This window comes from uncultured Slackia sp., assembly GCF_959608125.1.
Taxonomy (GTDB): domain Bacteria; phylum Actinomycetota; class Coriobacteriia; order Coriobacteriales; family Eggerthellaceae; genus Slackia.
Genome location: NZ_CAUHPG010000011.1, coordinates 1 through 14,028 on the forward strand (window position 1 = coordinate 1; position 14,028 = coordinate 14,028).

The 14,028-nt window shown below is 56.8% G+C and carries 13 protein-coding genes; 7 read left to right on the top strand and 6 right to left on the bottom strand.

Annotated features, from left to right (window positions below):
• From Q6E04_RS04770 to Q6E04_RS04780, 3 genes are all read left to right on the top strand, one after another.
• The coding region (locus tag Q6E04_RS04770) for an acyl-CoA dehydrogenase family protein (RefSeq protein WP_303249662.1) at positions 1 to 497 on the top strand (497 nt) is incomplete at its 5' end.
• A gap of 91 nt (positions 498 to 588) precedes the next feature.
• On the top strand, positions 589 to 1,452 hold the full coding sequence (locus Q6E04_RS04775) for an NUDIX hydrolase (RefSeq protein ID WP_303249663.1): 864 nt from the start codon (positions 589 to 591) through the stop codon (positions 1,450 to 1,452).
• A gap of 128 nt (positions 1,453 to 1,580) precedes the next feature.
• A complete protein-coding gene (locus Q6E04_RS04780; RefSeq protein WP_303249664.1) occupies positions 1,581 to 2,306 on the top strand; it encodes an MBL fold metallo-hydrolase in 726 nt (241 codons plus the stop codon).
• Between the two features lie 113 nt (positions 2,307 to 2,419).
• On the opposite strand, the gene Q6E04_RS04785 is transcribed toward Q6E04_RS04780, so the two are convergent.
• The 4 genes from Q6E04_RS04785 to Q6E04_RS04800 all read right to left on the bottom strand — a co-directional run bounded on the left by Q6E04_RS04785 (position 2,420) and on the right by Q6E04_RS04800 (position 6,835).
• The gene (locus Q6E04_RS04785; protein WP_303249665.1) at positions 2,420 to 3,178 is read right to left on the bottom strand and encodes a phage tail protein; all 759 of its coding nucleotides are present in this window, start codon (positions 3,176 to 3,178) and stop codon (positions 2,420 to 2,422) included.
• Positions 3,179 to 3,199: 21 nt separating this feature from the next.
• Complete coding sequence (locus Q6E04_RS04790) at positions 3,200 to 3,541, bottom strand: hypothetical protein (RefSeq protein WP_303249666.1); 342 nt, start codon at positions 3,539 to 3,541, stop codon at positions 3,200 to 3,202.
• 330 nt (positions 3,542 to 3,871) lie between these two features.
• Positions 3,872 to 5,506 carry an AMP-binding protein gene (locus Q6E04_RS04795; protein WP_303249667.1) on the bottom strand — a complete coding sequence of 545 codons (1,635 nt, stop codon included), beginning with the start codon at positions 5,504 to 5,506 and terminating at the stop codon, positions 3,872 to 3,874.
• A 117-nt stretch (positions 5,507 to 5,623) separates the two neighbouring features.
• Positions 5,624 to 6,835: an acyl-CoA dehydrogenase family protein gene (locus Q6E04_RS04800; RefSeq protein WP_303249668.1), complete on the bottom strand. Its 1,212-nt coding sequence runs from the start codon at positions 6,833 to 6,835 to the stop codon at positions 5,624 to 5,626.
• Between the two features lie 295 nt (positions 6,836 to 7,130).
• Here Q6E04_RS04800 and Q6E04_RS04805 point away from each other — a divergent pair, with 295 nt between their 5' ends.
• Both Q6E04_RS04805 and Q6E04_RS04810 read left to right on the top strand, forming a co-directional pair.
• Complete coding sequence (locus Q6E04_RS04805) at positions 7,131 to 8,009, top strand: enoyl-CoA hydratase/isomerase family protein (RefSeq protein ID WP_303249669.1); 879 nt, start codon at positions 7,131 to 7,133, stop codon at positions 8,007 to 8,009.
• Positions 8,010 to 8,077: 68 nt separating this feature from the next.
• On the top strand, positions 8,078 to 8,698 hold the full coding sequence (locus Q6E04_RS04810; protein WP_303249670.1) for a flavodoxin family protein: 621 nt from the start codon (positions 8,078 to 8,080) through the stop codon (positions 8,696 to 8,698).
• Positions 8,699 to 8,977: 279 nt separating this feature from the next.
• On the opposite strand, the gene Q6E04_RS04815 is transcribed toward Q6E04_RS04810, so the two are convergent.
• Together Q6E04_RS04815 and Q6E04_RS04820 are read right to left on the bottom strand one after the other, a co-directional pair.
• Positions 8,978 to 10,288 carry a CaiB/BaiF CoA-transferase family protein gene (locus tag Q6E04_RS04815; RefSeq protein ID WP_303249671.1) on the bottom strand — a complete coding sequence of 437 codons (1,311 nt, stop codon included), beginning with the start codon at positions 10,286 to 10,288 and terminating at the stop codon, positions 8,978 to 8,980.
• Between the two features lie 249 nt (positions 10,289 to 10,537).
• Entirely contained in the window at positions 10,538 to 10,993 is a 456-nt protein-coding gene (locus Q6E04_RS04820; RefSeq protein ID WP_303249672.1) for a PaaI family thioesterase, read from the bottom strand.
• A 139-nt stretch (positions 10,994 to 11,132) separates the two neighbouring features.
• Between Q6E04_RS04820 and Q6E04_RS04825 the strand changes: the two genes are divergently transcribed.
• Positions 11,133 to 12,293: an acyl-CoA dehydrogenase family protein gene (locus Q6E04_RS04825; RefSeq protein WP_303249673.1), complete on the top strand. Its 1,161-nt coding sequence runs from the start codon at positions 11,133 to 11,135 to the stop codon at positions 12,291 to 12,293.
• 341 nt (positions 12,294 to 12,634) lie between these two features.
• Positions 12,635 to 13,894: a CynX/NimT family MFS transporter gene (locus Q6E04_RS04830; protein WP_303249709.1), complete on the top strand. Its 1,260-nt coding sequence runs from the start codon at positions 12,635 to 12,637 to the stop codon at positions 13,892 to 13,894.
• Positions 13,895 to 14,028: the final 134 nt, after the last annotated feature.

Below are 14,028 nucleotides of genomic sequence, written 5' to 3' on the forward strand. Positions count from 1 at the left end.
AGGGCTTCCTGCAGCTCATGAAGAACTTCGAGTGGGAGCGCTGCGTGCTTCTGGCCGAGCTTCTCGGCGAGGCTCAGGCTGCCATGGAAGACGCCTGCGCTTGGGTTTCCGAGCGTGAGCAGTTCGGTAAGGGCATCAAGACCTTCCAGCTCGTCCAGGAGCATATCTGCGAGATGCAGATCGCTCTGACCAACACCCGTAACTTCCTGTATCGCACCTGCTGGAAGCTCGACAACGGCATCTGGGTCAACAACGACGCCGCACTGCTGAAGCGCTATGGCGCGCCTGCCCTGACCGATGTCTGCTCTCGCGCGCTGCAGCTCATGGGCGGTCTCGGCTTCACCGACGAGACCCGCGTCTCCCGCCTCATGCTCGATTGCCGCGGTTTCCAGATCGGTGGCGGCACCGTCGAAATCATGGTTCACATCGCCGGTCGCGGCATTCTCAAGGAGTATCAGAAGGGCGTCGACGATCCCGACTACCTGTGGACTCTCTAATAAGAATCTCGGCATAGGCGAGATTTTCAAAGAAGGGCGCTTCGGCGCCCTTCTTGTCTAAGCAGAAGGTTTTCGTGCGAAAGGCGGTCTCATGTTCAAGCTTTCCGACATGCCTATAGAATCGGGCTCGACGGTGCGTATTCCTGCCGCGTCGCAGCGTTCGCTGGTCGAGGAGTTCGTCGCGATGGGCGGCGTTCCCGTCATGCCCAAGCCGGCCGCGACGGTGCTGCTGCTGCGCGAGCGCGCGGATGCGTATGCGGGGGTTGAAGTGTTCATGATGAAGAGGGCGAAAACGATGGCGTTCGTCCCCGAGGCCGTGGTGTTTCCTGGAGGAAGCGTTCGCGAAGACGATGCTTCCGTCGTCGCCTGGGCGGGCCCGCCGGCATCCGAATGGGCGCATCGCCTCGGCATAGGGGAAGAGGCCGCGCGCGCGGTGGTCGTCGCTGCGGCACGTGAGCTGTTCGAGGAATGCGGCGTCTTGCTTGCAGGCCGTGACGAGACGTCTTTCGTCGATACCGCGGCGGATTCCGCATTCTGGCTCGATGCGCGCCGCTCCCTCGAAGCTCACGAGCTGTCATTTTCTCGGCTTCTCGAATCGTGCGGACTTGCGCTTCGTACCGATTTTCTGCACCCCCGCTCACGTTGGGTCACGCCGGAATTCCATCCCAGGCGCTACGACACGTTCTTTTTCGCGGCGCGTCTTCCCGAGGGGCAGGAGCCTCATCTGATGACGAGCGAGGCGACGGCTTCGGACTGGGTCGACCCCTGGCTGATGCTCGATGAAGGCGATGCGGGTCGCCTGCGCGTCGTTCCCCCGACGGCGTACAATCTGAAGACCTGCGTTCATGCGGGCAGTTTGGAGTCTCTGCTCGGCGAATATCCTGCCATCGGGCGAATCATGTTTAAGGCCGCAGGCGAAGGCGAGTCCATGACGCTCGAATGCGTGCTGCCATGAGCGCGCGTGCGACAGGGGGGAGCACGGCGATACCCGTATTCCCCTCCGATGCCCTCCGATGCGCCTACGAGACGCCGTATCGCGTATTCGACGACGTATTCTGCATTCGAGCGCGCAACGCGTCGCCGATGGCTTTCGAGGGCACTAATACCTGGATCGTCCATCCTGCAGGAGCCGAAGCGTGTGCAGTCGTCGATCCCGGGCATGACGACGATGAGCACCTCGTCGCGATTGAGGACTTCGTGCGTTCGCGCGGTGCGGATATCGCCGAAGTGGTAGTGACTCATGCCCATCCCGATCATGTGGCGGGAGTCGACTCTCTCGTCCGCTCGCATGGCTCGCGCGTTCTTTCCAAAGCCGATTCCACGCTCGACGACGGCGCGGTGTTTCTCTGTGGAGGCGAGGTGGAAGCGCATGCAATCTCTTTGCCGGGGCATTCTTCCGATTCCGTCGCGTTGCTTCTCGATGACGACCGCGCGTTGATCAGCGGCGATATCTTCTTTTCGCGCGGATGGTCCGTGATTTCTTCTCCCGATGGCGACTTGGCCGCTTATTTCGATACGCTTTCTCGAATACGAGCCCTCTTAGAGCGAGGTGTCGTAGGCGCGGTGCTTCCCGGTCATCGCGAGGCCATGGACGCATCCTTTGCGCTCGGCCGAATCGACGACTACATCGAGCACCGCCTTAAGCGTCTCGACGAGGTGCGGCGAGCTATGGAGGAGGCCGGGAGCTGCGATGTCGAGATCGTGGCACGGCATGTGTATGCCGACATAGAGGACGAATGCCTATACGAGGCCGCCAAGATGAGCTTGGCGGCCCAGATCGACTATCTAAATGAAAAAGCCCTGTTCTGATTTTCCAAGGAATCGTCGAAGTTTCATTTCGACTTTCGGGCGAGCGGCCGTCTTCGGGTCGAAAACCGAGGACGGCCGCTCGCTATGCGAACGCATTCGCGCCGCATGCATGCTCACTCGTCTTTGAATGTTCTTTTTCGACCGTGGCAGGTCAGGCCGATTGCACGGATGTTGCAGAACTCGCGATAATGGCATAGCGCGCAGGAGCGTTTCTTGCCTTTCGACGGATCGAAGAGCGCTATCATCCCGACGAGACTGTGTGGGGGAGCGATCTTCGTCGTCTCTCCCGAAGAGTCGATCGACAACCCGAGTTTGTCTTCTGCCTTGGTATAGAAAAGGATGTCTGAAAGCTGGCCTTCGGGAAAGCCTTCGTCGCCGAAGCGAAGAAGGTCGTCGGTGTAGAGCTCTCGGGACATGGCGGTTTCGGTGATGGCGTTGCCCACCATGTTGCCGCAGCGTTCGAGCAGCGCATCGAGGCATGCATCGACGACGATTTCGTCGTCGCGGTCGTGCGCGATGCCGGCTTTCAGGGCGCTTTCATCGAGTCCAAGCGTTGCGGCAAGGAGCGCGCAGTGCTTGGCTTTGTCGAGCTTCTCGTATGCCGTGCGTCCATGCAGGACCATCATCGTGCCAACCAGCTTGATCGCCGGTTCGGTATAGGCGGGAGGAAGCGTGCAGATCGCGGGATTGTATAGCTTGTAGGCCCCTTTCGCGTCGGCGGCCGCAGCGCACGATGAAAGGATGGGCGCTATGCGCGACCCCAGGTCGGTAGCGGGGCTCGCATCAAGCGTGCGATACACCTTCTCAAGAAGCGCGTCATCGACCGCGAGCGGGCAGGAGACGTCTATGACAGGGTTGTACATACGGGGCATGGGAGGGTCCTTTCGACGAAATCAGTCGTTCGATGCGCGCTCTATGGGGACGCGGACGATGCCTGCTCCCTCGTAAAGCGCATAGAGGATGAACCCTGATTTGCAGTTGAACGAGCATCGTCTGCAAGGGGTTTCGTTGCAGTAGCAGTAGGCGTCTTCGTCGGCAAGCGCGAAAACGACGGGAGGCCGTTTGCCGGGTTGCGGATATTTCACCTGGAATCCGGTGAAGGTCTTGAGCGCGATCCAGCGAGGATGCTCGTCGTCTGGCCAGAAAACCCTGATCGCATTGTTCTCGAATCCCCCGACGATGTCGAACCCTATGTGGAAACGCTCGACATCCGGCGCGGTTTCTGCGAACTCCATCGTTTCTTTTCCGTCGATGAGGAGATAATCAGGCGAAAAAACGTTCGATCTGTCAGTGCCGTCGTATCGTCCCGAGCGTGCGCCGTGGAGGCCGAGCGCCAGGACGCCGTCGTCTGTTTCGAAAAAAGCGAGGTCGCCTTCGCCGACGCGCGGCTTCCATGTCGCGCGCGTTCTTGTGGGCCCATACATCGCGGCCTCCTTTCTTACGTTTCAGGGCGTGGCTTTCCTGACGGCATGACGGCCGCATGGGCGTCTCCATGCGGCCGTGCGTTTCAAACGATGCGTTTCGCCGCTTCCGACCGGAAGCGGCGAATGTGGGAAGCGAGTCGCTTATCGGTCGTCTTGCGCCATGCGATGCTTGATTTCTTCCAGCAAGACGAATCGTCTGATTTTGCCGGTGGATGTGCGCGGAATGCGCTCGATGAGCTCGACACGTTCGGGCCAGAGGCGTTTTTGCACGTGTTGGGCCTTGAGGTGCTCGATGACGGCCTCTTTGGTGGGGGGCTCGCAGCCGGGCTTCGCTACGATGAAGGTGCAGATGCGCTCTCCGAGACGCTCGTCGGGCATGCCGATGGTGGCATGGTCGCCGACGCCGGGGCAGCCGAGAATGTGGGCATCGATTTCGTTTGCCGAGATGTTTTCTCCACCTCGGATGATGATCTCTTTTTTACGCCCGTTGATGCGCAGGCGTCCGTTTTCGTCGATATATCCCAAGTCGCCGCTGCGGAACCATCCGTCGTCGGTGAGGGCGCGCTTGTCGGCTTCTTTGTTTTTGTGGTATCCGACGAACAGATGCGGTCCTCGCGAGAGCTCTTCGCCCTGGATGCCGGGCTCGACATCGTTTCCTTCTTCGTCGACGATGCGTATTTCGATGCCGTCGAAAGGAATGCCCGACCAAGACCCGTTCCATGCAAGGCATTCGTCCTTGGGGACGTAGACATGCGGACAGCTTTCGGTCGAACCGTAGATTTCGCACAAAAGGATGTCGTGGCTATGTGCGCGTTCTATCAGCGATGCGGGAACGGGCGCGCCGCCGCACATGAACAAGCGCATCGTGGAGAGCTCCGTGCCGTAGTCGTCGAGGAAGTTCAGGATGTCGTAGACGAACGGGGTGGCCGACATGCACCAAGTCACCCTGCAGGCGTTGATATGCGGAACGGCGCAAATGGCACGGAATTCCTCTTCCAGGATGATGCTTCCTCCGGAAAGCATCGGCGTGACGAGCCCGTGGAAAATTCCCGTGGCGTGGCTGAGCGGCGAGGGCATATAGGCGACGTCGTCTTCGCCCAGTCCGAATGCTTCTACCATGGAGCGTTCGGAGAATATGATGTTGTTGTGCGTGAGCATGACCGCTTTCGGTACGCCGGTGGTTCCCGACGTGGAAAGGATGCAGGCGATATCGTCCGAAGACGCGCTTGAGGCGATGTCGCGTTCGGGGGTGTTCTTCAGAACTTTCGTAAGCGTCGGAAGGTCGCTGTGCTCGGGAGCGCATTTGTCCACAAGCAAGATGGCCTTGATCGTGGGGACGCTATCCTTGATATTGAGCGCCTGCTGTTCGTAGTCGGTTTTGTGCGAGAACGTAGGGCAGATCAAGACGTTCGAATCGACCAGGTTCATGGCCCTGACGAGGTCTTCTTCGTTGAAGCTTTTCGGCAGGGGGTGCAAAACGCACCCGGCCTTATACACGCCGTACATCAAAATGGTGAATTCGCACCAGTTCGGAAGCTGGATGGTGACGACATCGCCCCGTTCGACACCTTGGTCTTCGAGCCATGCGGCGAGCCGCGTGGCGGCCCGGTCTACTTCTTCATAAGTGTATTTGCAGTAGTTGTCGCGTACGTATTCCTTGTTTCCGTAGCGTCGGACCTGCTTGCTCCACGCGTCGGCGATGGTGTCGGTCCCCCAGTATCCCTTTTTGTAATACTCCTGCTTACGATTTTCATCGATATGGAAATCGGTAATCATTCCTTTGCTCCTTCGGCTGGAAAGAAACGACTGCGCGCGGGGGCCGCATCGCCTTCGTGCGACCCCCGCGATATTTCTCCAGGACTACTTCCCCAAGATTATCCTGAAGGTCGATCGCTAGTCCAGATTGCCCCCTGCAATCCAATCGAGGTATTCGAGATACCCGTCTCTTTTGTATACATCGCGTGCGATGGTGATGCGCTGGATGGTGGGAGAGCCTTCCTCGAGGAAGAGGGCGCGAGCATCGCGATACAGGCGTTCGGTCGGCCCGTATGGCGAGTCTTCGAAATACCCATCGCCGCCGAAGATCTCGAGCATTTCGTCTGAGACCATGCGTACCGTGTCGATCGAGACGAGCTTGCACATGGCCGCCTTCTCGTTGATCATCGGCCCATGCGGATCGATATCGTAATCTTCGGCGAAATCGATGACCATGCATCGAAGGGCATGGACATAAGCCGCCATATTGGCGATCTTCATTTTGATGGCCTGGCGGCTCGAGATGGGCTTGCCGAACGTGATGCGGTCGCGCGAACGGGCGATCGACATTTCGAGCATGCGTTGGGCCATGCCGAGATTGGAGTCGGCGATGTGGACGCGCGAAACAGCCAGCGAGTGCATGGCGATTTCCATGCCCTGTCCTTCTTTTCCGAGCAGGTATTTCGGTTCGAGCTTCACGTTCGTGAACTTCAGGCCGGCATGGCCTGCGCCACGGCATCCCATCATGTGAGGCATAGGGATGAGTTCGAATCCGGGCTTGTCCATAGGGACGAAAAACGCGCTCAGGCGTTCGTCTCCCTGCTTTTCAGGATCGGTGACGGCTATCACGTACGAGAATTGGGAGCAGTCGGTGTGGGAGATGAGCCACTTCTCGCCGTTGAGGATGTAGTTGCCTTCGCCGTCTTTCACCGCGGTGGTGTGGACGTCGGCGCCGGTTCCGCCGGTGCGTTCGGTCAAGGCGAAGTTGGTGAAGATGCTCTTGTCTTGGAACTTGGGCATGTATTCGGCCTTGAGCTCCTCGCAGCCGTAATCGTCGAGGATGCGCCAGTTCAGGTCGGCTGCATAGTGCAGATGCATGCGCATGCCGCCCGGTCCGCGCGAGAACTCTTCCTGGACCTGCAGGATTTCCTTTTCACTGAAGCCCCAGCCGCCGTACTCCTCGGGCAGCGCGTAGCGATAGAGGTCGTTCTTGCGTGCGAGCTCGAAGAATTCTTCGGGAAACTTGTTCGTGACCTCGACTTCTTTCTGCATTTCCTCGAAGGGCCCCTCGGCGAGGGCGCGTACCTTCTTGAGGTAGTCTTTGAATTCTTCTTTCGTCAGCTTGCCCATAAATCCTCCTTCTCCGCGTGTTCGGGGCATTGCAGACCGCCTATTTCGCCGTATCGAAATCAATCGAATGCAGCGAAACCATTGATGCAATCTTTTAAACAAATATTGATATTTGTCCAAACATCAAATTCGTTTTCTAAAACACGGGTCTATTTTATCGTGCTGCATTTCTTAAAAGAAGTCATATAAAGCCAACAATAAGAATAATTTGTCCGTCGATAGATAAAACCGCCGTGCGTACAATTCGAAGCAGGGAGTTTCCTCATACTGATTGGAACAAAGGAGTGTGGAACCCATGAGCGTTTATCAGGAAAGCTACCATCTGCCCGTTTTCGAGTACGAATACGAAAAGCTCATCATCGAGAAGCGCGGTCCGGTGTATGTGTGCAAATTCAACGACGCCGGCAATCTCAACGCCATGTCTTACAAGCAGATGGCAGAGTTCAACGACTTCCTCATCAAGGTCCGTATGGACCATGAGTGCCGTGTTATCGTCCTGACCGGCGAGGGCAAGTCCTTCTGCGCAGGCTTCAACCTGAACGACCTCGCGCTCGAGCCTCCCGCGGACATGGGTCGTATCCAGCGTGACTTCTATATCATGCAGCGTATGTGCTCCGACCAGATCGTCAACATGCGTCGCTGCGAGCAGCCGATCATCGGCGCTCTCAAGGGCTATGCCGTCGGCGGCGGCCTGTCCATCTCCTGCGCATGCGATATGCGTATCCTGGGCGAGTCCTTCAAGATGAATGCGGGCTACCTGTCCATCGGCTATACCGGCACCGACATGGGCGGCGCGTTCTTCTTGCCCAAGATCATCGGCTATGCCCGTGCCGCACAGGTTCTCATGAATCCTGCCCGCCATGGCGCCGAAGAGCTGCTCGAGTGGGGCTTCGCGAACAAGGTCGTCGCCGACGACGACGTCGTCGAAGAGGCTGTCAAGCTGGCCGAAGAAATCTGCGCTTCTACCGCCCCGTTCGGTTTGCGCCTGACCAAGGAATGCCTGCAGGCCTCTCTCGACGGCACCAGCTTCGAGAACGTCATCCGCATGGAGAACCGCAACCAGGTTCTTGCCTCCAACACCCAGGACGGCATCATGGGCACGCTCAAGATGAACCCCCACAACAAAGAAGACGTGAAGGCGAACCCCGACAAGTACGCATTCCACAATATGTAAAAGACCGCTTGCGAGCATCGAGAGAAAGGGCGCCCTTTTCGGCGCCCTTTTTTATCGGGAAAGGAGAGATGATGAATATCGTCGGCATCAACGGCAGCCACCGTGCGGGGAAATCGACCTCTGCGCTGTTGAGGGAGGCTCTTGCCGTCGCTGAGGAGCATGGGGCGTCCGTGGAGATGGTCGAATTGGCCCAACTCGATATCAATTACTGCATCGGTTGCAATTCTTGTCTGCGAAGCACGGCATGCGCCATTCACGACGATATGGATGCTCTGTATATGAAGATGCGCAACGCCGATGGGATCATGCTCGCCACTCCGAATTATTTCTCTAATGTGAGTGCGCGTATGAAGTGCTTTATCGACCGGACGCGTCCGCTCCATATGGTCGAAAATCAGTTGAAAGGCAAGGTTGCCGGCGTCGCGGTCACGTCGGGTCTGAGCAATTGCGGTGGGGAGGCTGCAGGTGCCGCACTAAGGGATTTCTGCGCGACACATGAAATGATCGTCGTAAATCCGCGGCCGACGGGACCCGTTCGTGCCTCCCAGGTTTTAGGCACGCAGGCGAAGGCTTTCACCGAAGGGGGCGGGGTCGAGTACCGAAAGAGCGCGGCATTGGATCCGGTGGCGCTTGAGTACGCGCGTCAACTCGGCGCTGACATGGTTTCGATGATAACGTCGCTTTCCTGATCGACGTCGCATCGCAAGAATCGCGAGCGTATCGCTTGTCCTGCGGGATGTGGCGATACGCTTTTCTTTTCGAAAATCAGTGCGCTATGAATCGAATCCGCGGCGAAGCCGCATGGTTCGTCACGAGCGACGGCGTTGTCTTGTGCCGATGCGTCGGGGCGGCGGAAGCGGTTCGGGGCCGGGCAGGGATTGGCGGTGCAGCGACGGAATCGTGCGACGGCGGAAACAAAAGACGGGACCCGAAGGTCCCGTCTTGAGAAAGGGCTGTAATCGATGCGATTACCAATTGCAAGCAGCTTCGCCGGCTTCCTGGCGCTTCGACTTGAAGATGGTGTCGGGGAGCTCTTTGCCGTGCCAGCATTTGATGCCGCCGTTTTCCTCCATCGCGGCGATCTTTTCATCGTCATAGCCGAGATTCTTCATGATCTCGACGGTGTGATAGCCGATCGGCTTGGAGAGGATGACCGGCGGGTCGCCGGCGGAATCGAAGCGAAGGGGAGACATGGGCAACGCCTTCTTGCCGAATTCTTCGTATTCGACCCAGCGCAGGGAGTCGTTGTCGTAGGCTTCCTCGTCTTTGATGATGTCGGTGTAGCGGAAGCATTTCTGATGCGGAACCTCGTGCTCACGCAGGATTTCGTCCCATTCTTCGAAAGTCTTGGTGACGAAGGCGCTTTCAAGCCATTGGATGACCTCAGGCTGCTTTTCCGACTTCTTGAGTGCGGGCAGGTTGCAGGTATCGGGCTGGTCGATATGCTCGCTGTTGCCCGTAATCTCCATCATCATGTTGTAATACTTATCGTATTGCGGCATGCAGATGAGCATCCACTTATCGTCTTTGGTCTTGTAGGTGTTATTGAACGGGTTGGGCACGTGATGGCGGGATTTCGGGTAAGGCGCACCGAACTGCGTGGCCATGACGCCGATATTGCCGCCCCAGATGGCAGCGCCGTACAGGTTGCAGACGACCTTGTCGCCCTTGCCGGTGCGGGTGCGGTTGAACAGGGCGGCGAGGATGCCGCCGGAAAGGATGGATGCGGCATTGTAGTCGCCGAAAGCCTGAGGCGGGATGGCGGGAGATTCGCCGTCCTCGCGGAAGACGTTGGCAACGCCGCCGCGGGCAGCCCAGCATACGGCATCGAAGCCAGGCGTGTCTTTTTCGGGGCCGTATTCGCCGTAGCCGCGCATTTGAGCCCAAATCAACGTGGGGAATTTCTCTTTCAGGCTGTTGTAGTCCAGACCGACCTTGACAAGGGCCTTGTCGCGCCAGTTGTTCACGAAGACATCGGCTTCGGAGAGAAGCTTCATCATGACTTCCATGGCTTCGGGATCTTTGAGGTTGAGCGCGATCCAGTTCTTGTTGGTATTATTCAGGTCGATCGTGGGGTCTTCCTCTTCGGTCTGCTCGCAGCCGAATCCAGGACCTTGGGTGCGCTGGGCGTCTCCCCAGAGGGGTTCGACCTTCATGATTTCAGCGCCCATCTCGGACAGGACCCTTACGGTTGCCGGTGCTGCGACCCATTCGCAGAGCTCGACGACCTTGACTCCCGCGAGAGGACCATACCCATTCAGTTTCTCACTAACGAGCATAGCGACTCCTTTCATGCCACATCCCGTGTTGCTGTGTACTACTGGACGGATTTATCATCCTATTCTGGTTTGCTGCTATCTATGGACAATTATTTATAATTAGGTAAAAACTATTCTTACAATGCTGAGATAACTGCAGATAAAAAGACTATTTCAAAATATATTAGGGACATATCTAAAATTATGTCTCGAATAGATGATTTCCATAGAGCCAAGTGATAGAAAAAGGACGAAAAAGAGCTTCTGTGACTAGATGCTCGCCTTTTGGGCGGGCGTCATGGGCAGTTCGTCATCGGGTCCCATGATTTGAACGACGAATTGGGTAAACGTCGCGCGTACACAAACGCGCCCGTTCGCGTCTTTGACCGTCGTTTCGACGACGACGGTCTGGCGGCCGTTATGCACGACGACCGCCTCGCATGTCATCAGGGCATCGTCGTCGATGTCGACGCCGTGTACGAAATTGAAGTTGCACTGGAGCGTCACGTTGCGTTTCCCGTACGAATAGACCGCAGCGCTCGTCGTCATGTCGCAAAGCGCCATGAGCACGCCGCCGTGGACGAAGCAGCGTGTATTCGCGAATCCTGTGCCCGTATGAGCCTGTACGACGGCGCGACCCTCTTCGAGCGATGTCAGGACCATGTCGTCGAAACCATCGAGGTCGTGAATGTGGTTGCGTGCTCCCTGCTTGATATAATCTTCCATGGCGACTCCTTTCTCCGGAATGGCAATAGCTATGATTCCGCTATCATTTACCTATTTTCAGGAAATTGAATATCGAAAACCTTCCTGAATTTACTATTCTTACAATGTAATACGAAACCGTCACGGAAAAGGAACGGTCATGGATTTGAATTTGAGTATAAAACAGCAGGAAATCGCCCGTAATTTCCGTACGTTCGGTGAACGTGTTTTCACCCCGGAAAGCGTGAAGCGCTGGTGCGCCGGGCAGGGTCTGCCCGACGAGGTGGTCCACGAATTCGCCGACGTTTATTTCGGATCCTGCGATTTCGTCGACGAGTTCGGCGTCGCCCACTACGATCTTGTGTCTAAGGCTTTGATTCTCGAAGAGCTGTCGCGTTGCGCCGGCACCACGTTGCCGTTCCAGCACGATTTCTTCGATCTCGAAATCGTCGAACGGTTCGCTGCGGACGATACGCTGCGCAGGCTCCTCGCCACTTATCGAAGCGAGGGAAGACTCATGTTCGCCGTGGCCATCTCCGAATCCGATGCAGGTTCTGACGTCATGGGCATCAAGACGACCGTACGCACGGTCGACGACCGCATTCTCCTCAACGGGGAGAAATCCTTCGTGTTCAATGGAGAGTATTCGCCCTATATATTGGTGGCGGCGATCGATGCCGATGACGCGTCCGAGAGCAAATACCCCCATCTGTCTTTGTGGCTCGTTCCGAGCGATACGCCGGGCGTGCGTGCGTATCCGATCGAAAAAATCGGTCAGGCCATGGTGCCGTTCGCCGCAATGAAGTTCATCAACGTCGAGATGCAACCCGAGTGGCGCTTGAATACGAGAGAGGTTTCGTTTCCCGCGTTGTTCAAGCTGCTTGACACGGGCCGCGTATTCATAGGGGCGTCGTGTTTGGGCATGGCCCAGGCCGCATTGGAAGATGCGGTGGCCACGGCGCGCAAGCGCAAGCGCTTCGGTCGAAACATCATCGAGTTCCAGCAGATCGCTCAGCTTGTCACCGATATGGAGGTGCGTGTGCAGGCTATGCGCTCCATACTGTATAAGACGGCGTGGCAGATCGACGAGCGTTCCGAAGAAGGGCGCCTATCTTCGGCTTTGATGAAGCGTTTCATTCCCATGACGGCCACTCAAGTCGCTTCGGATGCCATGCAGGTGATCGGCAGCGAAGGCTATACGGAGCAGTCGAGGGTCGCTCGCATTTGGCGAGATTGCCGCGGCAACCAGCTCGCGGAGGGTACCGACCAAATCATGGTTCGTGTGGCAACGCCGTTGATTATGGACAAATACGAAAAATAAGGGAGGCGTTTCGTCCTTTATCGCGGTGCGTTAGACGAAATCGATAGAAGGCCCCGGCATTTGTCGGGGCCTTCTTCATGCTGATCCTATAGATAAAGAAAAATAAATAGGATAAATATATAAATATGTGTAAATGGATATTAGGTTTTCGTCACATATTCAGTCAGTAATATCTTTTTATTAGAGAAACTATTGAATCAAATGGTTACTATTGACACTTTGACCATACATAAGAAGGAACAATGGCGCGATTATGAATATAACGTGAAAGGGCTCGGGCGATCGGCGATTGCGGAATCGGCCCGCTCGAGCGAACGAGAAGGAGGTTTCTCTTGAGTGCAGTGGCTACGAAAGAGAAGATGAGCGTTCGCCATATGCTCATTGTTCTCACGGGCATCATGATCACATTCGGATGTTCGGCATTGTGTTTCTCAACCTGGGGTCTGTTCCAGCCGGTCGTTTCTACGGCCCTCGATATCCCCACGACGTCGTTCGCTCTTTATGTGACCATCATGTATCTTGCCATGACGGTCGCTTCGCCTTTCGCGGGCAAGCTTCTTCAGACCGTTGACGCGCGCATCGTGTTGACCGCTTGCGCCGTCTTGGTGGGCACCGGCTTCCTTCTGATGAGCATGGCGTCTTCGATTGTCTTCTTCTATGCGGCGGGCATTCTGCTCGGCATCGGCGAAGTCGTTCTTCTGTGGCTTGCGGTTCCTACGCTGATCAATAATTGGTTCGCCGAGCGCGCCGGTTTCTTCATCGGCATTTGCATGTGCATGACCGGCGTCGGCGGCGCCGTATGGTCCTCCGTTTTCACCGCGCTTACCACGAGCGGCATGGACTTCCATACTATTTATATGATTTGGGGCGTCATCGCTTTGGTCACGTCGGTTCCCTTCACTTTGTTCTGCGTGCGGAGCCGTCCCGAAGATTGCGGCCTTCGTCCTTACGGTGCGACCGCCGTCGGTGACTCGGGCGCTCCCGTCAAGCCTCGCGGCCTTAGCGCCAGTGCCGCTATGAAGTCCCCGGTCTTTTATGTGATCTGCCTCTTCGCGGGACTTATCAATATCGCCATTCTGGTTGCGCAGCAGTTCCCGACCTACACCAAGTCGTTGACCGACGTCGCATTCGACGTCGTGGTCGTCGGCGGCATCATGGCTACCGTCATGATGGTCGGCCAGGCCATCGCCAAGGTCGCTTTGGGGGGATTCGCGGACAAGAACGCCCGTACTACGCTGATTTTCGCATTCTCTTGCGGAGTCATCGGCGTTCTGCTCTGCTGGTTCGGCACGGCTTCCGAATTCATCCTTTACGGCGGCGCCTTCATCTTCGGCTTTATGTATGCGACTGCCGTCACCTTGGTTCCGATCATGGTTCGCCAGATTTTCGGTACGCGTGAGTACTCCGTGATCTACTCTCGCATCAGCTCCGTGTTCAATCTGGTCGCATCTTTCGCTTCCTTGATTTGGGCATGGATCGGCGGCTCCTTCGGATTCAACGCAGTGTTCGCCGTTGCTCTCGTGATGTTCGTCGCCATCCTGGCGATGGGCCTGTATTGCTTCGCCAAGCAGAAGAGCATCGTCGCCGCTTGGACCGAGTAGGTTTTCGAGACGTTGCGACGAAGGTCGGCCTTTCGTGTCGATTGCGATAGGGGTAGGATGCCGGGCATGATGCGCCCGGCATCCTTTTTGTTGTTGCGGGTTTCATCCCTTTCGACGTTATCGTATGCGTTCGC